This window comes from Paenibacillus foliorum (assembly GCF_013141765.1).
GTDB classification, from domain to species: domain Bacteria; phylum Bacillota; class Bacilli; order Paenibacillales; family NBRC-103111; genus Paenibacillus_S; species Paenibacillus_S foliorum.
Genome location: NZ_WHOD01000097.1, coordinates 1 through 22716 on the forward strand (window position 1 = coordinate 1; position 22716 = coordinate 22716).

General features: G+C 44.2%; 26 protein-coding genes. 16 read left to right on the forward strand and 10 right to left on the reverse strand.

The genetic code is table 11. From position 1 onward, the window contains the following. Positions 1-24: 24 nt before the first annotated feature. Positions 25-408 (forward strand): glycine cleavage system protein GcvH, encoded by a 384-nt coding sequence (gene gcvH / locus GC093_RS24540; protein WP_171654550.1) that lies wholly within the window; start codon positions 25-27, stop codon positions 406-408. Between the two features lie 47 nt (positions 409-455). On the opposite strand, the gene GC093_RS24545 is transcribed toward gcvH, so the two are convergent. Both GC093_RS24545 and GC093_RS24550 read right to left on the reverse strand, forming a co-directional pair. Continuing rightward, positions 456-2420: a glycoside hydrolase family 15 protein gene (locus GC093_RS24545; protein ID WP_171654551.1), complete on the reverse strand. Its 1965-nt coding sequence runs from the start codon at positions 2418-2420 to the stop codon at positions 456-458. 313 nt (positions 2421-2733) lie between these two features. Next, a complete protein-coding gene (locus tag GC093_RS24550; protein ID WP_171654552.1) occupies positions 2734-2949 on the reverse strand; it encodes a KTSC domain-containing protein in 216 nt (71 codons plus the stop codon). 357 nt (positions 2950-3306) lie between these two features. Between GC093_RS24550 and GC093_RS24555 the strand changes: the two genes are divergently transcribed. From GC093_RS24555 to GC093_RS24575, 5 genes are all read left to right on the forward strand, one after another. Next, positions 3307-3735, forward strand: a complete 429-nt coding sequence (locus tag GC093_RS24555) for a hypothetical protein (RefSeq protein WP_171654553.1) — start codon at positions 3307-3309, stop codon at positions 3733-3735. Between the two features lie 225 nt (positions 3736-3960). After that, positions 3961-4755 (forward strand): RNA polymerase sigma factor SigI, encoded by a 795-nt coding sequence (gene sigI / locus GC093_RS24560; protein ID WP_171654554.1) that lies wholly within the window; start codon positions 3961-3963, stop codon positions 4753-4755. 17 nt (positions 4756-4772) lie between these two features. Next, on the forward strand, positions 4773-6242 hold the full coding sequence (locus GC093_RS24565; RefSeq protein WP_171654555.1) for an anti-sigma-I factor RsgI family protein: 1470 nt from the start codon (positions 4773-4775) through the stop codon (positions 6240-6242). A 258-nt stretch (positions 6243-6500) separates the two neighbouring features. Then, complete coding sequence (locus GC093_RS24570) at positions 6501-7517, forward strand: aldo/keto reductase (protein WP_171654556.1); 1017 nt, start codon at positions 6501-6503, stop codon at positions 7515-7517. A gap of 80 nt (positions 7518-7597) precedes the next feature. Continuing rightward, positions 7598-9178, forward strand: a complete 1581-nt coding sequence (locus tag GC093_RS24575) for a leucyl aminopeptidase (protein ID WP_171654692.1) — start codon at positions 7598-7600, stop codon at positions 9176-9178. A 3-nt stretch (positions 9179-9181) separates the two neighbouring features. On the opposite strand, the gene GC093_RS24580 is transcribed toward GC093_RS24575, so the two are convergent. Continuing rightward, positions 9182-9757: a hypothetical protein gene (locus GC093_RS24580; protein WP_171654557.1), complete on the reverse strand. Its 576-nt coding sequence runs from the start codon at positions 9755-9757 to the stop codon at positions 9182-9184. A 312-nt stretch (positions 9758-10069) separates the two neighbouring features. Between GC093_RS24580 and GC093_RS24585 the strand changes: the two genes are divergently transcribed. The 3 genes from GC093_RS24585 to GC093_RS24595 all read left to right on the forward strand — a co-directional run bounded on the left by GC093_RS24585 (position 10070) and on the right by GC093_RS24595 (position 13561). Then, complete coding sequence (locus tag GC093_RS24585) at positions 10070-11005, forward strand: Gfo/Idh/MocA family protein (protein ID WP_171654558.1); 936 nt, start codon at positions 10070-10072, stop codon at positions 11003-11005. A 115-nt stretch (positions 11006-11120) separates the two neighbouring features. Then, positions 11121-12950 carry a PAS domain-containing protein gene (locus tag GC093_RS24590; RefSeq protein WP_312886607.1) on the forward strand — a complete coding sequence of 610 codons (1830 nt, stop codon included), beginning with the start codon at positions 11121-11123 and terminating at the stop codon, positions 12948-12950. Between the two features lie 32 nt (positions 12951-12982). Next, on the forward strand, positions 12983-13561 hold the full coding sequence (locus tag GC093_RS24595) for a sulfite oxidase-like oxidoreductase (protein WP_171654560.1): 579 nt from the start codon (positions 12983-12985) through the stop codon (positions 13559-13561). Between the two features lie 43 nt (positions 13562-13604). Here GC093_RS24595 and GC093_RS24600 read toward each other — a convergent pair whose 3' ends face one another. Beyond that, positions 13605-13928, reverse strand: coding sequence for a hypothetical protein (locus GC093_RS24600; protein ID WP_171654561.1), 324 nt, complete (start codon positions 13926-13928; stop codon positions 13605-13607). Positions 13929-13992: 64 nt separating this feature from the next. Then, a complete protein-coding gene (locus GC093_RS24605; protein ID WP_171654562.1) occupies positions 13993-14364 on the reverse strand; it encodes a recombinase family protein in 372 nt (123 codons plus the stop codon). Positions 14365-14583: 219 nt separating this feature from the next. On the opposite strand from GC093_RS24605, the gene GC093_RS35550 reads away from it, so the two are divergent. Both GC093_RS35550 and GC093_RS24615 read left to right on the forward strand, forming a co-directional pair. Continuing rightward, on the forward strand, positions 14584-14904 hold the full coding sequence (locus tag GC093_RS35550) for an XF1762 family protein (protein WP_446686374.1): 321 nt from the start codon (positions 14584-14586) through the stop codon (positions 14902-14904). A 370-nt stretch (positions 14905-15274) separates the two neighbouring features. Then, positions 15275-15790, forward strand: coding sequence for a YfbU family protein (locus tag GC093_RS24615; protein WP_171654563.1), 516 nt, complete (start codon positions 15275-15277; stop codon positions 15788-15790). A 303-nt stretch (positions 15791-16093) separates the two neighbouring features. Here the strand turns inward: GC093_RS24615 and GC093_RS24620 are convergent, their stop codons facing one another. Continuing rightward, entirely contained in the window at positions 16094-16309 is a 216-nt protein-coding gene (locus GC093_RS24620) for a hypothetical protein (protein ID WP_171654564.1), read from the reverse strand. 88 nt (positions 16310-16397) lie between these two features. Here GC093_RS24620 and terS point away from each other — a divergent pair, with 88 nt between their 5' ends. The 3 genes from terS to GC093_RS24635 all read left to right on the forward strand — a co-directional run bounded on the left by terS (position 16398) and on the right by GC093_RS24635 (position 18039). Further along, positions 16398-17081 carry a phage terminase small subunit gene (gene terS / locus GC093_RS24625; RefSeq protein ID WP_171654565.1) on the forward strand — a complete coding sequence of 228 codons (684 nt, stop codon included), beginning with the start codon at positions 16398-16400 and terminating at the stop codon, positions 17079-17081. Positions 17082-17247: 166 nt separating this feature from the next. Next, a complete protein-coding gene (locus GC093_RS35555; RefSeq protein WP_216624796.1) occupies positions 17248-17481 on the forward strand; it encodes a hypothetical protein in 234 nt (77 codons plus the stop codon). A 438-nt stretch (positions 17482-17919) separates the two neighbouring features. Then, positions 17920-18039, forward strand: a complete 120-nt coding sequence (locus tag GC093_RS24635) for a YjcZ family sporulation protein (RefSeq protein WP_171654566.1) — start codon at positions 17920-17922, stop codon at positions 18037-18039. Between the two features lie 290 nt (positions 18040-18329). Here the strand turns inward: GC093_RS24635 and GC093_RS24640 are convergent, their stop codons facing one another. Both GC093_RS24640 and GC093_RS36120 read right to left on the reverse strand, forming a co-directional pair. Continuing rightward, positions 18330-18791: a hypothetical protein gene (locus GC093_RS24640; protein ID WP_312886603.1), complete on the reverse strand. Its 462-nt coding sequence runs from the start codon at positions 18789-18791 to the stop codon at positions 18330-18332. 474 nt (positions 18792-19265) lie between these two features. Beyond that, positions 19266-19583: a helix-turn-helix domain-containing protein gene (locus GC093_RS36120; RefSeq protein ID WP_246315223.1), complete on the reverse strand. Its 318-nt coding sequence runs from the start codon at positions 19581-19583 to the stop codon at positions 19266-19268. 343 nt (positions 19584-19926) lie between these two features. On the opposite strand from GC093_RS36120, the gene GC093_RS36125 reads away from it, so the two are divergent. Then, complete coding sequence (locus GC093_RS36125; RefSeq protein WP_246315226.1) at positions 19927-20043, forward strand: YjcZ family sporulation protein; 117 nt, start codon at positions 19927-19929, stop codon at positions 20041-20043. A gap of 262 nt (positions 20044-20305) precedes the next feature. Next, a complete protein-coding gene (locus GC093_RS24650) occupies positions 20306-20557 on the forward strand; it encodes a 50S ribosomal protein L33 (protein WP_171654567.1) in 252 nt (83 codons plus the stop codon). Positions 20558-20780: 223 nt separating this feature from the next. Here GC093_RS24650 and GC093_RS24655 read toward each other — a convergent pair whose 3' ends face one another. Further along, positions 20781-20942, reverse strand: coding sequence for a hypothetical protein (locus GC093_RS24655; RefSeq protein ID WP_171654568.1), 162 nt, complete (start codon positions 20940-20942; stop codon positions 20781-20783). 285 nt (positions 20943-21227) lie between these two features. Further along, positions 21228-22682, reverse strand: a complete 1455-nt coding sequence (locus GC093_RS24660; RefSeq protein ID WP_171654569.1) for an aldehyde dehydrogenase — start codon at positions 22680-22682, stop codon at positions 21228-21230. Between the last annotated feature and the right edge of the window lie 34 nt (positions 22683-22716).

Sequence of the window (22716 nt, forward strand, 5' to 3'; positions counted from 1 at the left end):
GTAGATGGGCAGGAGGACATTCAAGTGGAAGTATTGGATAGTTTAAAATACAGCGAGAATCATGAATGGATTCGAGTGGAGGGTAATCGTGCCGTCATCGGTATGACTGATTTTGCACAGGAGGAGCTAGGCCAGATCGTATTTGTGGAGCTGCCTGCAATCGGCGATGTTTTGAAGGCGGGAGAGCCTTTCGGAAGCATGGAATCGGTTAAAACTGTATCGGAAATGTATGCGCCCGTTTCAGGGAAAGTAGTAGATATTAACCGCATGCTTCAAGCGGATCCAAGTGCGATTAACATGACGCCATATGGTGGCGGTTGGATGATCGTGATAGAGATTGCTGATCTGACTGAGCTTGATCAGCTATGGGATGCGCGGAAGTACGAGGATACATACGGACATGAATAAAGCTAGAAGCCTCCAAGGATGATGAACTTGGAGGCTTCTTTGTGTCATTATTTCTTGGTAAGCTGCTTGTATTTATCCATATATTTAACAACAGCCAGCACATAGGTAGCATGCGACCAGGTTAAAGGTGCTACGGAAACCGGAGCCCCGTCAAAAGGATCGAGCTGTTCAGGAAGAATGCCGCTTTCGATTGCATGTTTGACGACCCACTCTAGCGTGCTTTTCGGTTTTTCGAGATCTTCTACCGTTTTGGCATATTCAATTTCCCATTCGGCAATCCAGAGTGTACAGATAATCCAAGGATTACCAGGCACTTTCTCGATGTCGGATGAACGCTGGAAGTAATAATCGTGATGATAGCGCGCCACGCCGCCAATATCGGTTTTGATGGTCAGATTTTCGCGGTTTGCTTCCATCGTTTTGACAACACGGTAGTCATCAGCGGGCAAAACGCCGAATTCGAATATTCCGTATACGCTGCTCTCATAAGTGCGGTCTCTCACCCACTGGCCGTTTTCCTGATATAGTCCTCTAACAAAACGCTGTTCTTCTTCATCCCACAGATGCTTCAGAATTCCGGACTTGATACGCTCTGCGGTATGTCTGTAACGGCTGCTTCGTTCTTCATCACCGAACAGACTACAGAAATTCGCTGCGGCGATTAACCCGCCGTATACGGCGGAGGTTGTGAACGTAAAGATGCCATAACGTTCCTCCCACAAGTCGTAGCTGGGCTTCGGCAGATTCAAATCCTGATCAATATAGGCGGACATGAAACGAGCTGCACGACGAATCAAGGTGCGGTATAAAGACTGAGGAAGCTCTATCGTTCCGTGCTTCTGGAAGTCCTGCCACAAGGCAAACAGTACAAGCGCGGTTTCATCCTCTTGAATCGGCAGTTGTTCATTGCCAGCATGAATGTAAGGATGCCAGCTGGAGCCAACTGTGCCGTCTGGATTGTATTTATGATGGAGATAGCCCTCTGGCGATAGAACATTAGCACAGAAATGGAAGAAAGGCGTAATCATACCCTGATAGCCAGCCATAGACATCGCGTAGGCGATCAAGGCTCCGTCGCGAGGCCACATATAGCTGTAATGGTCACGGTTGCTCTGCATGATATCAGAGTCATTGGCCGCGATTATCGCACCATTGACATCCGTTTGTGTGCGGACAATGAGCAGGCTTTGCTTATACATCCGAATAATCTCCGGACTTAGATTGCCATAGTCACGCTCCGATTTGTTAACCCAACGCTGCCAATATACTTTGATGCGGTCCAGCAGCTTGCCGGGATGGCTCTCTTTGACGTAGGCATCGAGCTTCTTGACTTCCTCCAGGTTTTTCCCTGCGGTCATCCAATAATACATCGTTTCGTCAGAATTCGGCGGAACATGCAGTCGGAAGCTGATGGTACTGTCCACAGAGCCTTGAGCAATGGCATTGCCCATCAGGTGGCCATCTTCTGCATCCCGCCAAGTTCCTTCAGCGTTATAAAACCTTTTGACGCCTGTAGTATATTGATACACCCCATCGGGTCCGGTGCTGCCGCTGAACATGAAATATTTGTCCTTCTTATAGTGAAAGACGGTATTGTTAGCAGGGTAATAAGCGGCAGTATCCCCAACCTCGGTCTCATTAATGACCAAATCCTGATTGAAGAAAACACGAACCTCACGAACGGTATCTCGTTCATTATGAATTTGTATTCTTTTTAAGTAAATATCTTCTCGTTGATGAACTCCGTCGTTAATTATAAGGGTGATACCCAAGTGCGGGTGTGTTGCTGTAACCTCAGTGATAAGAGAATCCTCGACATAGGATAGTTTAAAATCCCATTCAGGATCGCTTAACCAAGCAAAGGATCCATCAACCCATAATCCCACTCTACACTGATAGCCACCGATGTGGTTTAGTTGACCTACATAAGGATAGTATAAATCCCTCATATATGTGTACTGATCTAAGTTGATCAAAAACTTCCCGTTCCCGATGACTAATTGTCTTGGCAATCGACCCACATCCTTCTGTATCTGGAGTGTACTTCTATCAATTTAGAGTACCTTTTTCTTCCTTTACGGTCAATCCTATGAAACATATGAAAACGGATACTTGGCGAAATATTGAAAATATTTTGCATAATTATCCGTAACCGGTTCTATTATTCTACTATTTCCTCTATGAATGAGAACTATACTTCATAATTTTTGATTCTTGGGCAAAATAAAATCTCCTGCCCGAAAGCGGAGATAGGGAAGCCCATAAGCAGGATGTTTATGAGTTGATTTTCCTAAGGCCATACATCCACATGCGTTAAGGTCTCTATTAAGTTGTCTGTATATTTGAAACTTGTTGAAGTTGGGTTAAACGCATGACTAAGTCGTAAGGATTGTCTGATTGTATCAGCCTCTGTACTTGCTCTTGATCAATGTTGTTGCAAACATGGCTTTGACCCGTATGAAATTGGATATGCATCTGCGAAGATTGGGCGTCGTAGCTAACATAGGCAATCTGTTTGGAACTGATGGGAATATACTTCATGAGACCCTCTCCCTTCAAGTTGAGAATGAAAAATCCGTATGCTGAGCAGAAGCTGCGCGGCAACGGATTTTTCAACGTCTACTTATGCTTATGATTATGAAATAATGTTTAGACCGCAACATTTGGAGCTATTTTCCGTCTATACTATAGGTCAATTGAAAGTTCATCTTATGTAGCTTTCAAACAGGAGTTTTTGAATTATTAACAGTCATTGGTGAATATAATATTTCCTGTAGACCATCAAAAGGAAACATTTAGCAATACCTTCATTTCGACAAAAAAAGAGGATTTTAGCAGGGTTAGGTAGAATAGAGTACAAGTGGCTTTTTGTTGGAGATATCAAGGAGGCGTGATTCTATGAGTTTTTGCTGCGGCGCCAGTATGATCGGAACCCAAGGAACCTTGAAGCACATTCGTACCCAGATCCACAATGTGCCTTTGCTTTTTTGCCCTGTATGTCATCGTGTGGAAGTGCATCATATGGTAGAAAGCGAATATGAAATTTTGGCGGAGTACGCTCATGGGGATGGAGCCCCGGAAGTAGATTTTCAGGAATATGTAGATACCCGCAGTCAAGCGGAATTATATGAGAATTGCGTCAACCATGAGAACGAGGATCCGTTGGAGGTCGTGCGCAGTCAGATCGATATGTCCTTGGATCTGCTAATGGTGGCTAAGACGTGGAACGATGTCGAATGGGAAGAACAGCTGAAGAAACGGCTGAACATTCTAAGCAAGCGCAGGAACAAGTTGAAGAACAAAAAGACGACGCGAGGCTTAACATAAACGGACTTGACAACGTCTCATATAGGGACGTTGTTTTACTTTCAGGAGTGCCGTTCTGACAAAGTCCATTTCTCACTTAAACATGTCAGAAAGACGCGAAATTTAACAAAAGACTGTGATCGTAGACGACTCTAAAATTTATTATATATAATATGCCAGAAGACCTAGAACGACCCCCCTAATCATCGCGGTCACAGCGAAAAACTATAGTGTGAGGTGGAACGATTGCTGCTTGTTTTATTTAAGAAGTTTCTCGGAAAACGTCAATCTCACTCATCAGAAGCGTCGGATTCGCAGCCACCTGAGCAATTGGTGATTCGAATTCAACAAGGTGACTTACGATTACGCAATCAATTTATTACGGATTATCAGCCGTATGTTGCGAAAGTAACGAGCCGTTTTTGTAAAAGGTATATAGACCCTGCAAGAGATGATGAATTCAGCATCGCTTTGGGTGCTTTTAATGAAGCCGTTAACCAATTCTCTCAGGAGGCGGGTCGGTCGTTTCTCGGTTTTGCGGAGCAGGTAATACGGCGTCGCTTAATTGACTATGTCCGTAAGGAGCAGAGGTTCGCTCATCAGACGCCATACAGTACCTTTGAGGTAGAGGACGATGAAGATAACATCGTAAATCCGGTAGAAATTCATCAGGCAATTGAGCATTATGAGAAGCAAAAAGGGATGGAGGAACGGCGAGGAGAAATAATAGATTTGAACCGTTGCTTATCCGATTTTGGCATTCAGTTTGCGGATTTGGTAGATGCATCTCCTAAGCATGATGATTCGAGGCAAGCTTTGTTTGCTATAGGCAGACTGCTGTCAGGAAATTCAGATTTAATGAGGACCATGCTGACAAAACGGATGCTGCCGATCAAAGAATTATTAGACTTGGTGGAGGTGTCTAGAAAGACATTGGAGCGTAACCGCAAATTCATTATAGCTGTTGCATTAATTTACAATGGTCCTTATCCGTATCTTAGGGATTATCTACATATCAAGGATGAAACACAGCTAATATAGAGAGTGGGGGGAAGCAAATGAACAAAGGCATCGTCATGGAGATGACGGATAAAAGCATCATAGTCATGCGTCAGGATGGAAAATTCGATAAGATTTCCAGAAAAAACCGCACTTGTGAAATGGGCGAAGAAATTCTGTATGCTGACGCAGGCGTTAATTGGGCTAATCCGTCTGTAGCCGGCCGTTCCGCAATGGTTGCGGCGGTTGTGTTCTGCCTCGTAGTTTTCGCCAGTTTCGCAGGCAAAATAGGCAGCTCCGAAGTCGTTGCCTATGTATCACTCGACATCAATCCTTCGATAGAGATGGGGATTGATGAGAAGGAGCAAGTGCTCGAGCTTCGGGGCTTGAATGATGATGGATCAGAACTGATCCAAACGGTTGATTTTAAAGGAAAAACGTTAGAGAAAGTAACAGCGTCCTTATTGGACAAGGCTGAACAGAAGTCACTGGCTAAGGGTGAGGCTGACATTGTAATCGCTAGTTCGAAAGTCCTGGATAAAGGTACAGTGGATGATACGAAAATAGCGGAGAAACTTCGGCAGCAGGTAACCGAACATATTAAGCAAACCCACCCTGACCAAGTGAGCGCCTACCAGGTAGAAGCGTTTGCAGCTCCTCAGGAGATTCGTGCGGAAGCTAACAAAAGCGGGATATCGATGGGTAAATATTCCGTTTATTTGAACGCCAAAAGCAATGGGGTTGAAGTGACGGTTGATGATTTAAAGAAGGAGTCTATTCATAAAATCATCAAGGATAATTCGGATAACAAATCAGCAGTTATTCAGCCCGAGAAAGTACCGACTAAGGAAGCTATAAAAAAGCTGATAGAAGACGAGAAATCGGGCGAATTGGATAAGAGGCTGGACGAGAAGAAAAAAGAGCGGGCAGCCAAAGACAAAGATACCGGGAAGAACATAAACACAACCAATAACGGTAAAACGGATCCGAAAAAGCCTGCTGTAGGAAACAATAACAACAATAACAACAATAAAGAAGATGACCGCAAGGACGACAAGAAGATAGGCGGCTCCGGCTCCACGACAACTACTAAACCGAATACGAATACTTCAAAGCCGGATAACACGAAGCCAGGAACGCAAAATCCGGTTAATGTACGTCCAGTGGATAACAAGAAGGATGACGGTAAGGACGACGACAAGAAGAACGATACGAGAAACGACAGCAAAAACGATAATAAGATTGATCCTAAAAAGGATGACGTCAAGAAGGACGACAACAAAAAAGATGATCCTAAGCGCAATGAGGATATTAAACGCTCAGAGGATGATAAGAAGCAGCAGGACACCAAGAAGAACGATGATAAGATTGATGATAAAAAAAAAGCGGATGATTTGAAAAAAGAGCAGGAAAAGAAGAACGATAATCAGAAAAAAGACGAGAAGGACGATGACCGTAAAAAGGAATCGGATTCTAAGAAAGACTCTGATTCCAAGAAAGAGACAGATAACAAAAACGATAAACGCTAAGCTGTTCCTACTCAGTTAGCAGTTTTGGCACAGAGGCCCAAATGGGTTGCTGTGTCTCTTTTTTTGGGTAAAATTTTACTGACCTTCATGACGGCGCATGCATGGGTGTGATAAAATTAAATCTTGAATATATAGAGTAAATTTAATAGAGGAAATTCATAATTATGGATTGGGAGACGCTAATAGTCGGGAGATAGGTAAGTCTATTTTAAGCAAAACGGTGTTATAAGTTATTAAGGGAATAGGGGAGAATAAGCCGTGAGATATACTTTATTTGGACAAACAGGTCATCGAGTGTCAGCCCTAGGATTTGGAGCGATGAATCTGCCGGGAGTTCCATTGCAGCAAGCAGGGGATGCGCTAAATTATGCATTGGATCACGGCATTAATTATATCGATACAGCGGCTGGATACCGAAACAGCGAGGAAATTATCGGCGAAACAATTTCACACCGGCGTTCGGAGTATTTTTTGGCTACGAAGACGAATAAGCGGGATTATGCATCAGCCAAGGAAGAAATAGAGCGAAGCTTGGTTCGATTGAAAACCGATGTTATAGATTTATTGCAAATTCACTATGTTAACTATGTTAGTGAGTTCAAGGCGGCTATGGAGGAGAACGGAGCTTACAAGGCTGCCCTGGAGATGAAGAAAGCCGGCAAGGTACGGTTTATTGGAATCACTGGACATAGACCTGAATTATTGACGAAATGGATCAGTAAAGGGGAATTTGATCAGGTTCTATTTCACTTGAATTTGGCTCAACCGTTTGCATTGAATGAGTTGATTCCTAAATTAACGGAAATGGGAATGGGCAAGGTAGCAATGAAGCCTCTGTCAGGAGGATTTATTCAACCGGTTGATAAAGCGATACGCTATCCTTATAGCCAGGATGTAAACGTAATTATATCGGGTATGGTAAGTATTGATGAGGTTAAGGAAAACTTGGCAGCGATGGAGCAAGAGGTTGGACAAGTGGAGCGGCAAGAGCTCGAAGAGCTAGCACTACAGCTAGGAACACATAACTGCCGTCGCTGCAATTACTGCTCCTGTCCAGTCGACGTGAAGATTCCGGATATTATGATTTCGAGCAAAATTCGTGATGTGTTCGGATTACTTCCGAAAGGCGAGGGATTTTTTGAAAAGCAAAAGGACAGCATAATGTCCTGTGCCGATTATGAGCCCTGTAAGGAGAAGCCGCTTTGCGAGCAGCAATGTCCGTATCATTTGCCGATGCAGAAGGTTGTGCAAGAGGCGGCTTCGTACTATAGCTAACAGCTTAGCAGAGAATACAGGATAACATATCTCTGCAAAGCACAAATTGGAGGCTTATGTGGATGGATTTAAAACAGCTCATGGTGAAGGATGACTTGGAAACCAACCTGCATATTATAGAGCGGGATCCTGGAGATAACGCTGCCGAAGTACTGCAGCGCGTTAATGCAGATGCGCTGGTGCTTTTGCTAGCGCCGGAGGAGCTGAACGACGCGCTGCAGGAATGGCTGCCTTCTTTATTGGCAGCCGAGGTGTCGGCAATGCTCGAACGGGGACAGTTCGCGGCCGGTCTAGGGCAAGCGGAGGTGCTGCCGACGCTTGGGCTTCTGCCCTGCCGCTCGCTAGTGCTGAGCGGCCTTGGCCGCGCAGCGGCTAGCACGGACGCCTGGCGCGACGCCGGCGTCTACGCGGCCCGCGCGGCGCTCGCCCGCGGGCTCGAGCGGCTCGCAGCGCCGCTGCCGCGGGCTGCCGCCGCTGGCGCAGCGGCCGTGCCGCTCGGCGAGCGTGTCCACGCGCTCGCGGAAGGGCTCTTGCTCGGCGGCTACCGCATGCCGAGCTACGCAGCGGCGGCGCAGCCGCCTGTGCCCGCGCTGCGCGAGGTCGCCCTGATCGCAGATCAGGCGACGCTCGCGGCGCTAGGCGGCGGCAGCGCCGCCAGTGCTCTTGCGCAGCCGCTGGAGGCGGCGCGGGCGCTAGCAGTAGCGACGCAGTACGCGCGCGACCTGACGAACCTGCCCGGCAACGTGCTCGTGCCGGACACACTGGCCCAGGAGGCCGCCCGGGTGGCCTCCCAATATGGCATGGCTTGCACGGTGCTGGATGAGGCGGCCATTGTCGAACACGGGATGGGCGGACTCCATGCCGTTGGCAAAGGCAGCATCAATCCGCCGCGAATGATTACTATCCGTTACCAAGGAACCGATTCATGGGACAATGTAGTTGGCTTGGTTGGTAAAGGTATAACCTTTGATACCGGAGGCATCTCGCTAAAGAAGCCGGATGGCATGGAAGAAATGATCAGCGATATGGGTGGCGCAGCCGTGTTGCTGGGTCTGCTGCACGCTGTTGGCAGGCTGAAGCCGAAGATCAATCTGGTCATTGTCATTCCAACAGCCGAAAATATGCCATCGGGAGCTGCTTTTAAGCCAGGCGATGTCATTAAGATGATGAGTGGACATACCGTTGAGGTGTTAAATACCGATGCGGAAGGCCGCATAGTATTAGGAGACGGGATTACCTATGCCAAACAGCTGGGCGCAACACGGATTGTCGATGTTGCGACCTTGACCGGAGCCGTGCTTGTTAGCTTTGCTGATGTAGCCACAGGAGCTGTGGCTAATGATGAAGCGTTGCAGCAGGAGATTCTCCATGCTGCCAAGCAGGCAGGGGAGAAAGTATGGCCGTTCCCGAACTATCCGGAATATCACGAAATGCTCAAAAGCGATGTGGCAGACATAAAAAATGCCGCCTCACGAGATCGGTGGGCAGGCAGCATTACAGGCGGGCTATTTATTGGTTTCTTTGCCGGAGACACTCCATGGCTTCATTTGGATACCGGTGGCACAGCTTGGCTGTGGAATGATCGGGGTACAGAGCCGAAGGGCGGCACCGGTACTATGGTTCGCACTTTGGCTCACTGGCTCTGCAGTTCTCAGATGTGACGCTTAAGCTGAGATGCTTTTATTTTTATTTTTGCTCAGAGGAACGGTGTTTGTCGCGGACATCATCTGCAATGCCGTTTCCTCAAGATCTCTCATTGGGATAACTAGACGGGTAATTTCATCCGTTGTATAGGATAGATTAGCGGTTCTTAGAGCGAGCTGAGTAAGATCAATACCGATCCAACCTGTTTTGCTAGGGTGAGTGGTTAAGTCGAAGCCGAGAACAGAAAGTGAAGCATGGTTTTCGTTCGCGAGCTCTTGTGGATGTGGGGCAGGCTGGATATCATTTAAATGAAAGTACAGCTTCTTGCTGTTCCAGCGAATGAAGCCGTGCTGGAAGGTAATAATCAGAAGCGGGTCATCCTCACTAGACTGCTTATAGATTCGGACAGCTTTAAGGTCCTTCTCACCACGAATATACTGGTTTTTTCGAGAGTCAGGCAGCGCTATTACAATAAGTATGGGCAGCGCGCTTGCTGCATACAAATAAAGCGCTGATTGAAGTAAGATAGCGACACCAATTAAGGCTAAGAAGGCGAAGATATAAATAAATAATAACGATGTTTGTTTTTTCGACATGAATGCGATCCCCCAGATGGAAAACAGATATGGCCTAACTACACAGCATTCTCATTCTATCACATTGATGGTAGTTTATTAAAGGGCTTCCCCTTTTAAGAGTTCGTTAAATTTTGTCAGATGCTTTCGATTCTTGTTGAAGGGTTAGGTTATTTATAAGAACCACAAATGGTTGCGGTTTCTTTTTTTTACTATGTTATGCTGGGTATCATGAAATTAAACTATGAATGCTTGTTATTTAACGGTTGTGAAGACCCTATTTATGATGGCGGTAACAACGGCTGATAGAGAACTTAGGAGGTGGCTCCATATATGAAAAAAAGGATCGGAATTATCGGACTAGGGGACATCGCGCAAAAAGTATATTTACCCCTTCTTGCCGCAGATGAGCAGGTGGAGATTGTCGGGTTAAGCAGTCGAACAAGTGCTACAGTTGCGAGAGTAGCTGATCAATACAGAATTGGCGGGCGTTTTGATTCTCTGGAAGGTCTCCTAGAAGCTAAGCCGGATGCGGTGTTTATTCATAGCCCGACGGAGACACATTATGAACTTGTAATGGAGTGTCTGAATCATGGAGTGTCTGTATATGTGGATAAACCGCTGTCCTACAGATTAGTTGAGTCGGCTGCAATGGTTGAATTTGCTTTGAAGCAGGAGGTTCTGCTTGCGGTTGGATTTAATCGAAGATTTGCTCCCATGTACTTACAGTCCAAGGCTTGGCTTGAGGAAGCTGGCGGCTTCGAGCAGTGCACGGTTACGAAACATAGAACCAATCTGCAAAAGCATAGTGCCCGGCATACCCTTCATGATGACCTGATTCATATGCTGGATTTATTGCTTTGGTTGGGTGGAGATAGGCATGAAATTCTGCATTATGCACAGCAGACAGATGAAGCTGGAAGGCTGTTAATGGGAACGGGGAGCTTAGCTTTCACGAATGAGGATCAATCAGATGGATCCAGATACGGGCAATTCAGTATGGTGCGGCGTGCGGGGTCTGATATGGAGAAGCTGGAGCTTCACGGTTCTTTCCGATCTGCTGAAGTAGTAAATATGGACTCTGCCATTTTGTCGGCCAGCTCTGCTTCTCCGCAAATTAGCAGCTTTGGCAGCTGGGATGGCGTCCTTCATCGAAGGGGGTTTGCTGGGATTGTAGAGCATTTCTTACATAGCTTGGATCAACCCGCGGCTTGCTCGGTTAGCGCGGAGCATGTGATTGCCGTACATGAGCTTGCAGATCGCTTATAACGTTCTTGATCTATTAGTTAGTTATATAACCCAACATTATCCGATCGTTTCAAGAGTTAGGAACATGTGCAGGAGGTGCTGATCTATCACTACAAAAAGGTATGAACAGTCTGCTATTTATGAGCAATCATTTAAATTATCCTCCTCTGGCATCGCTTGCGTCAGTATGGATGGGCAAATGAAGCTAGTCAATCCTGCACTGTGCGGCTTATTGGGGTACGATGAATCGGAGATTCTGACCGTAGGGTATTTCACATTAGTCCATCCCGATGATTTGAAAGCTTTTCTATTGCAAATTGGGCTATTGAACAAGCAAGACCCGTCTGCCTTTAAGCTTGAGTTGCGAATGGTGCATAAATCTGGACAATCGATCTGGACCACCCAGCAGCTGTCTTTGATAACGGTTGATACCGGCCAACAGCCGTTATTCCATGTCCATATTGTCGATATTTCTTTGCAAAAAAAGCAAGTGGAGCAAGCTTTGATCACAAGCCAGAAAAGCTTAGCGGAAGCACAAAAAATCGCGTGTATTGGAAGCTGGGATTGGGATATCCGTAAGGATGAGATCATCTGGACGGAACAATTGTTCAGTATAGTCGAGCTGCATCCGTCCCGTGTCATCGGCAATTCCAATAATATAATGAATTTCGTACATCCTCATGATCGGGAAATATTCCAGCAGAAGCTAGAGCTGGCTATGTCCAGCGGGATGTATGAACTGGAGTGTCGGCTTATAACTGCTAAAAGCCGTATTAAGCATGTATATATTCAAGGTATTGTTATTATGGATGAGCAGGGCACACCTTTAAAAATTCAGGGAATTGTTCAAGATATTTCGGAGCGCAAGCAGTCACAAGCACTCTTGGAGGAAACCTATGACAGGTATACTTCTCTAAAAAACTATAATCCCGATGCCATTATGTCCCTTGACCGGAGAGGATTTATAACTTCAGCTAACCCGGCAGCCGAGGAGCTCACGGGATATTCGACCGAAGAATTAACGGGTGTGCATTTTACAAGCCTGCTGCACGCTGATGATGTATCCTTAATGACGGGTCGGTTTAAGCTTTTAATGGAAGGGAAACATATAAAAAGAGCGGACATCCGAATGCTGCATAAGGATGGCCTCGTTATTGATTTGCTTGTAACACTCGCCCCCATTATTATTCAGCAGCAATTAATTGGGTGCTACGTTATGGTGAAGGATGTTACAGAACAGAAGAAAAGGGATGAGATGCTGCGTAACTCTGAAAAGCTGTCGGTTGTAGGTCAACTGGCTGCCGGGGTAGCGCATGAAATACGAAATCCATTAACTGCGTTAAAGGGGTTTATTCAGCTCATGCTGAACAGTAATCAACAGGTTCCTAAATATCTGGATATAATGAAAGAAGAACTGGATCGAATTGAACTCATCGTTAGCGAGCTGTTGGTGCTATCCAAGCCTCAATCTCTGCGGCTCAAGTCTATGAATTTGAAGGACTTGGCTGAGGAGGTAATGACATTGATAGGCACGCAAGCCATTATGAACAATGTAGAAATTATATTGATTGCCGAACAAGATAATTATCCAGTGTATTGCGATCCTAATCAGATTAAACAAGTTATTATTAACTTTTTGAAAAATTCTATTGAAGCCATGAAGGATGGAGGAATCATAAAAATACACCTTCAGGAAGCTTCTGCTGGATATACGGCTCTTTGTATAGAGGACCAGGGCTGCGGTATCCCCGAAGAACAGCTGTCACGCTTGGGCGAACCTTTTTTCACAACCAAAGAAGGTGGCACGGGATTAGGATTAATGATCAGTCATAAAATTATTGAACAGCATGGCGGACAATTTTTCGTAACAAGTGAGTTGAATGAAGGTACCCAAATCGAAGTGCGGTTTCCCCTGCCGACAGAGGGTATATTAGAGGGGGATGGTGCAGTGCTTGTTGATTGTTGAGATTTCAAACTGATGAGGGAGGTAGTGGGATAATGAGTAAAGATACAATCGATCGAGTGCCACCGGGACAAACTTTAACAGAAGGATTTCCGGTTCTGCATTACGGTTCCGTTCCTTACTATAACGATATGAGCAAATGGGACTTTAAGCTGTTCGGACTGGTGGAAGAAGAGGCAACGATCAGTCATAAGGATTTCATGGCATTACCGCGGCAGGAGTTCAATAACGATATTCACTGCGTGACGACATGGTCGAAGCTGGACAATGTGTGGGAGGGCATCGCCGTCAGCGAAGTGATGAAGCGGATAAAGCTGAAGCCTGAAGCGAAATATGTAATGCTGCATGCTGAGCACGGCTGGTCAACCAACCTTCCGTTGGAGGACTTTTTGCGGGAAACCTCTTTCTTCGGCATTCGGCATAACGGGCAGCTGCTAACGCCGGAGCACGGTTATCCGGTACGCATGGTGGTGCCGCATCTATACTTCTGGAAAAGCGCCAAATGGATACGCGGCGTTGAGTTCATGGAGAAGGATAAGCCTGGCTTCTGGGAGCGGAATGGGTACCATATGTACGGCGACCCATGGCTTTCTCAGCGCTACGATTTTGACTAGACTTTAAAGCGTTAAAGGGCGGGGCGTTTAATCGAACTGTCCTTTAATTTGTTTTAAATGATATAATTTCACATGGAACGCGACGACCTGGTCCGCCAATCGCTTTACCAACCGCGTTAACTACAATCTCTGCACATAGAGTTTGTATGGCGGTTTTTTTATGTTCGAGTTCAAAGTAGCTCCAGTTCTTTGTAAGCTCTTTTGCAAAGTTCATAACATCTATTGGTTGAAGTTGCATCGTTTCCATTGGTACCTGATAACCAATAATTGCTTCGAGTTTCGCTTTTACAGCATCTTCAAGTTGAACTTCTTCTTCCATACGTGTTTTTAAATCGGCTAAACTTATTGCTTCGCCAGTAAAAGCCATTTGCCACTTTTTCTTACGTTTTTGTATGTCGCTGATTTCTTTTTGAAGTGTAGCTACTGGATTTTTATCCTTGTTTTCTTTTTTTGACCCCCATTACCATAGTAGTGTCGTATATTTCGGTGACGGATTTATACATAATCCCGTGCTTATCGAAATGTTTCAGAACGTAGTGCAGGTCCACAACACTACGAACTAAGCGATCAAGGCGATAGACAACGACAACATCAAACTTCTTTTGCTCAGCATCTTTAAGTAGCCGTTGAATAGCTGGACGATTGAGATCTTTGGCGCTGTATCCATCATCAATATATGAATCAATATAATCCCAACCTTGGGAATGAATAAAGCTAATATTGCGATCTTGCTGAGCTCCTAATGAGTGGCCTTCTTTGGCTTGTTCATCTGTTGATACACGGTCGTAATTAATTGCTTTCATTCCATTACATCCAAGCGTAGAATCGTCTGACATTGAATCGAAGTATTTCTTCTAGGTCATCCAGCCTGATGATGAATTGTTGAATCTCATTATTGTCGAAGCATTATTCGCGGATGCCTGCGAATTTGTAAAGCAATATCATAGGCACCATATTCCGCCACAGGGACACAGGTACAGTATTGCCGTAGCGGACGATACTAAAGTGGTTGGTGTGGTTATGTGGGTAGGCCAGTAGCGAGGTCTTACGATAATGGTAGGACATTGGAGGTTATCCGATGCTGCACAGACGGAACTAAGAATGCAGCATCAAAACTCTATGCAGCTGCGTGGCATGCTGCTAGGGCGATGGGATACCGCAGGTTAGTAACTTACACGCTAATCGAGGAGCCGGGAACAAGTTTGAGGGCGGCTGGATGGAAGAGACTATTCATCAAACACGAGGCGGTAGTTGGGATTGTCAGACTAGGCCGCGAATTGATAAGCATCCAACAGGTCAAAAGACGCTTTGGGAGCTTATGGCTGAATGACGGACAGGATTGAATAAACTCAATTCTTTAAATACCAAACAATAGAACTAATTATTATAGACATACTTATGTAAAAGAGAAGCGATGATTTTGAAAATCTAACTTCGAAGTTATCCTTGCCGAAGAGTAGTCCAGAAAATGCACCTTTAATAAATTCCTTAAATAAAAGCAAGATGAATCCAATAACTATAGTAATCAATAAGATAATAGCCGATTCCATTAATGTCCACCTCCGTTATTGATACGGAGCTTTGAAAATAAAGTTTCTCTCATTTTAGGATGAATAATAGGAATTCAAACTCAAATCAGCGGTGTAACAAGCTACTTCTAAAAAAGGAAATACTTTCCTAATGTCGAATTGTTGGTGTTGGGAGGCGATAAAAATGAAATTAAGCAATGTGGAAAGACTTGTTCTATCAAACCAATATAAAATATTAATGGATCTTAACCCTGATGAGGTGGATTACTACGAAGAAAAATTGAAAATAGTACAAAACGGATACACTCACTATTACAATGATTTGTTTAGCGAAATTGATGAAGAGTTACCCGAACATATATCCCAAGAGGTTGTAGCTGTTCTTAATATGTATAGAGCTATAAACTTTTCATATGATGATTTGAAAGATGATGAAAAACAAGAAATTCCAAAGCATCGGGTGGAATTCGAAGGATTTGACGGAAATGAGGAACCGCAGCATTATTCATTCTGCCGATTTGTTATCGAGGATTCTAATCGTTTTCAGGAGCTCCATAATAAAAATGGTTATAATGCCCATAGGGATGTATTGCCAAAGTACCGCAGAATGTTAATAGTGTGGGAAAAGCTTGGCAGAAAAACAGATTTAAGCAGGGACGAAATCATTTCGTTGGTTACTCCTCCAAAACAAGCAATCTAACCGGTGCTTTTCTATTGAAGGATGCATATACGATGAATATTTGCCTGAAAAGGTCTGTTTACGACCGCAAACACGCTTCCTTAGTATTTTGAAGGAATGGCGTAGTGATGCGGTTTTTCGCATTTCTGCATAAAAGATGCATAAAGGCCTTAATGGATATTCAACAAGAGCCCAGCAACAGTGCGGAGTAACGCGGCTTAGCAGACGCAGATATATGCACAAAATATTGTATTTGATACAAATGTCCTTGCATAAAAAGTGTATAAAAAAAGAGCCGGCAAACCCGACTCTCAATTCGCTTGACTATGATAGTGAAAACCCGCGAACGGCGGTAGCATTTTTTCGTTCACCTGTCTGCAACTGGACACTTCTAATTGATGAAATTGGGATGATATTAATATACACATCGGACTCGTATTTTACATATTTCTCATCAATATCTGTAATTTTTCCGCCATGCACATTCTGACCGTCAATAAAGTAAATGTTTACATCTTGGTTTAAGAATTCTCTTAACAAGGTGATCCCTCCTTATTTAACGATATGCCTATATTGTATCACAGTTTCTATTTAAAAAAATTTCCTCGTAGGTGGTGGTGAAAATGAAATGTCGAGAGCTCGTAGTCCTGATCGAGAGAAAGCAGTAAAGCTTTGGATTAAAAGCAACAGGCAGATAAAGCCAGCTGAGATTGCAGAGAAATTAGGAGTTAGTGCAGCCATGGTCCGCAAGTGGAAAAGCATGGATCGATGGGACGAGCTGCCTGAACCAAAACGCGGGGCTCCGAGAGGAAATAGAAATGCTAAGGGGAACAAGGGCGGCAGCGCACCGCAGGGTAATGGAAATGCAGTCAAACATGGCTTGTTCCGTAAGTTCTTACCGGATGATCAGGCTTATCTTGAAGTATTCGACGCTACTGAGGATATGACACCACTGGATATGCTGTGGTACCAAATCCGCATTGCTTGGACAAATATTCTTGCAGCTCTTCCTAAAATGCATGTAACCGGTAAGGACGAAATGATCAAGGAGCTCAAAAAGCAGAAGTTTGAAGTCCATTCAAAAGGCCGCGGTAAAGATAAAGAGTTGATACCGGTGGTCATTGAAGAGGAATATGAATTCCAATTCGCTTGGGACCGTCAAGCAACAACACTCAATGCACAATCTCAGGCTATGAGCAGGCTTGCAAGTAAAATAAAACAGTACGATGAGATGCTTCGATCCATACCTCCAGAAGAACTGAAGGAAGAGCATAGGCTGCGGATTGAGAAGTTAAAAATCGAAGTCAAATAAATTGAATCCGAAGACAGCGAGGACAAAGAGCTTAATGTCGTTGTCGATTATGGGGATGATGACTATGGCGACAGTCAAAGTACAGTTTAACCCCATTTTCCGCGAAGCCAATAGGAGTCGTCACAGGTACCGGTTGCTGAAAGGTTCAGCAGGATCAGGTTAGTCCATGAACATCGCACAGGACTTCATCCTTAAGTTAAGCGATCTGAAGTACAAAGGAGCAAGCTTACTAGTCGTTCGTAAGGTAGATGCTACAAACCGATATTCGACATTTGTGGAGCTGCGGGGTGCTATCTTCTGTATATTCGGACCAAAATGGCAGAAATACTGGCGGATCATACAAAGCCCGTTGGAGCTGAAAACAAGATCACAGGCTCCAAGGTCATATTCAGGGGAATGAAGGATGACCGGGAAAGGGGAAAATCAAGTCCATCAATTTCGAACGTGGCAAGCTCACACATGGATATGGATTGAGGAAGGGAAGCTACGGAGCTGGCTGCAGGAGATATAGACATTCTGGATGACCGGCTGCGGGGGATATTGGGAGAAAACGGATACCTATTATCGAAACCAATAAGCATCCAAACGAACAATGCCAAATATGCAGACTTGCTGGGAACGATCTTTAGACGGCGCAATATCTGCAACCGTCTATCCAGAAGGATCTATGGGGGAATGATGGACCAGTTGGCGGATGATCCATATCACATTGTATGGTAATCAAACCAATTGGGAACGAACTATCTTGCTTTTAAGGGCCTATTGTTTTAAAGCGTCCAATCAGCTAATTGCCAATGTACATAAAATGCAGAAGCTAAAGCGGAAGGAGGCGGACACTATGGGACTTGGAGTTGGAGGAATTGGTGGAGTAGGTAGCTGTGCTAGTTTTTTTACTTCTACTGCTGTGATTCTCGTACTTTTCATTTTGTTGGTCATTGTTTCTCGTTCATTTATCTAAATTTCAAAAAGGATCTTGCTTTCAGCAGGATCCTTTCTTTAAATGATGAATATGAGTGATCAAAAGAAAGAATATATAAGAAAGGTAGGCGGGGGCGTCCGCTAAGGTACCCTCAATGACAAGCATAGGTACGATCTTGCTTTTCTTGATTTTATTTATTCTTTTAATCATTGTACTTTACATGTTTACTAATGAACAACAACTATCCATGCCGCTCACGCGGTCACTACAAACGTAAAAAAATGATCAGTGGGAGTCTGCCTTAACCTTTCTGGTAAAGAAGAACCAATTTACATTCCGATAAACATATTTCTGCTGAAAGGCCCCCAGTTTTCTCCCATGTAGCCTGTTCTTCCCTCTAAGTTAACAAAACAAGGGAGTACTACATAAAGGACACCCATGGTAGCATTAACCCTAAATCTCATAATGAATCTCATTCTCGAATTATCAGTAGGTGTTATCATTCCCATTTCAGGCCGTATCGCGTTTGCTCTCGTAAGTGCCTCTCCCATTCCAACATCGGCAATACCAGTGGGTTTAGTCATATTACTTCTTATCCAATAATTAGATATTGTTGTTGCTGATGCTAAATCAGTCGGCTGGTCATACGTGATTAATATTTGGTTCGGTGCGAGTTGTCTAGACTCCGTAAGAATAGGATGAGGTATCATTTGTCGGTCGTCCATAACCGTCGGTCCCTCCCAATACGGTTGAGCAGCATAAGTATTGGGAGTCAAGATTGAGTTACTCATTAATTTTCCTCCATTTTAAATTGCAATAGTCAAATGCCCTTAATTATTGTATGTAAACTAAAGGTTATTTGTTAAAAAAATTAATTGTCCGACTTATGAATGAATGACAGTTCGAGTAAATGTGGAGTGACACGAATCGATGAAACAATCGAATCGGGAAGAAAATCACTCAATGAGCATCCGAGTTATTTTCATCCTGCGCACAAATATGTTAAAATCTGTATGTGACCGAAAGCATCGGTACAAGCCCGTGGGAAAGAATCCCACGGGCTTATTATTTTGTTATGGAGAGGGTAACACTGTTTATTCATGATGTAGGTCATTATCATTTTTTGTGGTTGTGTTTCTTGAACATTGCAATATTTATGATTTTATGGGGAGAGGGCATGATTAAGCTTCAAGTAGGAGATCAATATTTTTATACTTGCATGACTTCACAAATCCTTTGTACTGTATAACCAGGTGCCATCTGTTCTACGACGTAGAACCTGCTTCTTTTTGTACCTCCTGCATCCAGATTTCCAAGCACTTTTTTAGCATCTCATTCTCCCGAGTAAGCTTCTGAAGATGCCTGTCTTCATCCTTGTACGCTTCACGTCGTCCTCTATTGTCCATAAGCCCATATTCGCCAAACTGTTTATACTTACGCATCCAGATCTTAACGCGATCATGATCCTCTATCTCAAGCTCTTCTGAAATCTGGCGTTTCGTCATTCCTTCTAGCTTCATTTTGATAGCTTTCAACTTCAGTTCTTGGCTGTACGTTTTTAACTTCTGTCCTTTTGTCGCCATGCCAAACACCCCCTAAAATAGTTTAGATTAACCCTGGGGTTTTTTCTAATGTCTATTAGGGGGTGCGGTTCATCGGGATTGAGGGCTTTTTTGTTGTTATGATCAGGAAAATTTTCCTTAGCCCTAATAACAATAGACGGCGAAATAAATGCAACCGTCTATTTAGAAGGAGAACTATGGGATGTGAATTACTTGGAGAATGATCCACATCATATCATATGAAATTCTATCAAAATTGTAACGACATATTTCTCTAGCAAGTGTCTAATTTTTGGACAGTCCAATCTTTTAACACGAACTGTTCATAAAATGCAGAAGGTTAAACGGAAGGGAGGCTGAAATCATGGGATTTGGAGTTGGAGGAGTTGGAACAGGTAGTTGTTCTAGTTTGTTTACATCTACTGGTGTCATTCTCGTACTTTTCATTTTGTTGGTCATTGTTTCTCGTTCATTTATCTAACAATTTCAAAGAGGATCTTGCTTACAGCAGATCCTTTCTTCAAATGATGAAAAGCAAGTGATCAAAAAATGATCAAATAATATTCACTTTATATGAAAGGAATAGGCGGGGATCGTCCGCTATAGGTGTTATCATGACAAGCATTGCTACGATCTTGCTATTCCTGATTCTATTTATTCTTTTAATCATTGTACTTTGTATTTTTTTCAAAAACCAGCAGATCTTTCAGACGATCCAGTCTTAGGAACGGAGGTGTATAGGGATGGCAGTTATCAAAAAACAGGTAAAATCCCTCGTTGGCAAACATGTTTACGTCATGACACGCCAAGGACAAGTAGTAGATGGCATTTTGCAAAAGTTCGACAATGGGAGAATTTATCTTCATTTAAATAAGAAGCCGGTAAGCACAAGTGCTTTCACACCGTTTTTCAACCCATTTACTTCACTTGCACTTTTTGATTTGCTCGCGATTTCAACGACTCCGTTTTTCTTCGGATCCCCGTTTTTCTTTTGAGGTAGAGGAAGATGAAGAAGGCATTCTCAGACTGCGATTTTAAAAAAACGTGTAACCGCTTTTCCATTGGTTTAGGTGGTAGTTTTTTCTTTTCAAAGAACTATGAAGCAGTATTGTCCGAGGATTAAATGTGTTAGGACGGACGAGTAAATTCGGAGTCATATTTTTGGTGAATACGGATAGAATTAACGAGGGATATTATTCACGCATTCACGCTGCCCACCTAATAATATCCGACAAGCAAGCCCTCTTCCTTCGGGATTGAGGGCTTTTTTTGGTTAATCTTCTTTATTGGCAAAGCACACTCTTGGCAGATGCCATTGTCAACTAAATACTCAACTTTTTTACCACAATCAGAACACTGGCATTCCTTTTTTGTACTCATCGATATATCCCCCTTCATTATTAACCTATCGGATAGGAATTTTGTTTAATCATTTAGGTTGCTGCCATCTTACTACAAAAGCCTCGTTCTCACGATAAGTAGAGAATACAACTCATAGAATCGTATGTACTTTATTCGACATGTTGCACGTTCGCATTTTGTTTGTGTAAAACGGGAATATAAGTTTTCTTATTGGGAGGCGGATATTTAAGACTGAATAGGAAATGAAGATTAATGGACTCAATAAGAAGCCCCTCGCTTTTGGAGGGGCTTCTATTAATATACTTAATATTTAATGCAGATGGTGGAGACTTCGCTATAAAAGTCCAAGCTGAACATGCCGCCTTGACGCCCAATACCGCTTTGCTTCTCTCCTCCGTATGGGGTTCTTGGGTCTCGGAGAAACCAAGTGTTGATCCAGGTGAGACCAGCTTCGATTTGCTGCGCCACACGGAACGCTCGGCTGCTGTCTTTGGTCCATACGGATGCGCTTAGTCCATAATGGGTTCCATTGGCATATTGAATGACTTCCTCTTCGGTATCAAAAGGTTGAATAGTTACCACCGGTCCAAAAATCTCCTCGTTTACAACGCGACAATTCCGATCGACTCCCGTGATGATGGTGGGCTCGACATAGTACCCACGATCCTGGCCTTCCGCACGTTTACCGCCCGTCTCTATGATGCCGCCTTCCTGTCTGGCTAGCTCTATATACTCAAGTACACGTTCATAATGCTGCTTGCTGATCAGAGCGCCCACGTTCGTATTCGGTTGAAGCGGATCGCCAACGATTTGTTGACGAGTTCTAGCGACGAATTTCTGAACAAATTGTTCATAAATCGGGCGCTGCACATAAATTCTGGAGCCGCACAAGCATACGGCGCCTTGGTTAATAAAGCTGCTTCGCAAGGACGTTTCCACCACTTCGTCCAGATCACAATCAGCAAAAATGATGTTTGGATTTTTTCCGCCTAGCTCGAACGAAAGCCGTTTCAAATTGGCTGCTCCAGCCCTCATAATGCTTTTACCGGTTGAGGTTTCACCGGTGAAAGCAATGGCTCTAATATCTGGATGCTCAGCTATCGCTTCTCCCACACTGCGCCCAGCGCCGTTAACAATATTGATAACACCATCGGGCAAGCCGGCTTCCTTGCAGATTTCTCCAAGAAGGGTTGCGGTCATCGGCGTCCAACGTGCAGGCTTCAACACGACTGTGTTGCCCATGGCTAGACAAGGAGCGAGCTTGGCGCTAAGCAGCAGGAGGGGCAAGTTCCATGGATTGATCATTCCTACGACCCCAAGCGGACGCCGGACTACAAAGTTCATCGCGCCTACTTCCATAGGATAGGCTTCCGTTCCCATAGTTGATATGAAATTTGCATAGAAATGATAGCTGCCGGCAGACCGAGGTATATCCACATTAGTGGATAGCCACAACGGTTTTCCTGTATCCATCGTTTCCAGCATGGCCAGTTCATCTTTTCTTTCCAGGATAAGATCGCCAATTTTTCGCAGAATCGCAGCTCGTTCACTGATTTTGGAGTGCTTCCAGCCATTATCAAAGGCTGCCTTAGCGGCCTTAACAGCCAAATCGACATCCGCTTTTCCACCGTCCTCTATTTGGCCGATTACTTCCTCTGAAGCGGGATTGATGTTGTCAAACGTCCCAGGCTCCTGAGAACTTACATAGGCTCCGTTGATAAAATGCAAACAATCCATACCTTTTTTATTTATTTCCATACTGAGCCCTCCTAGTTTTATGAAATACTGCCGG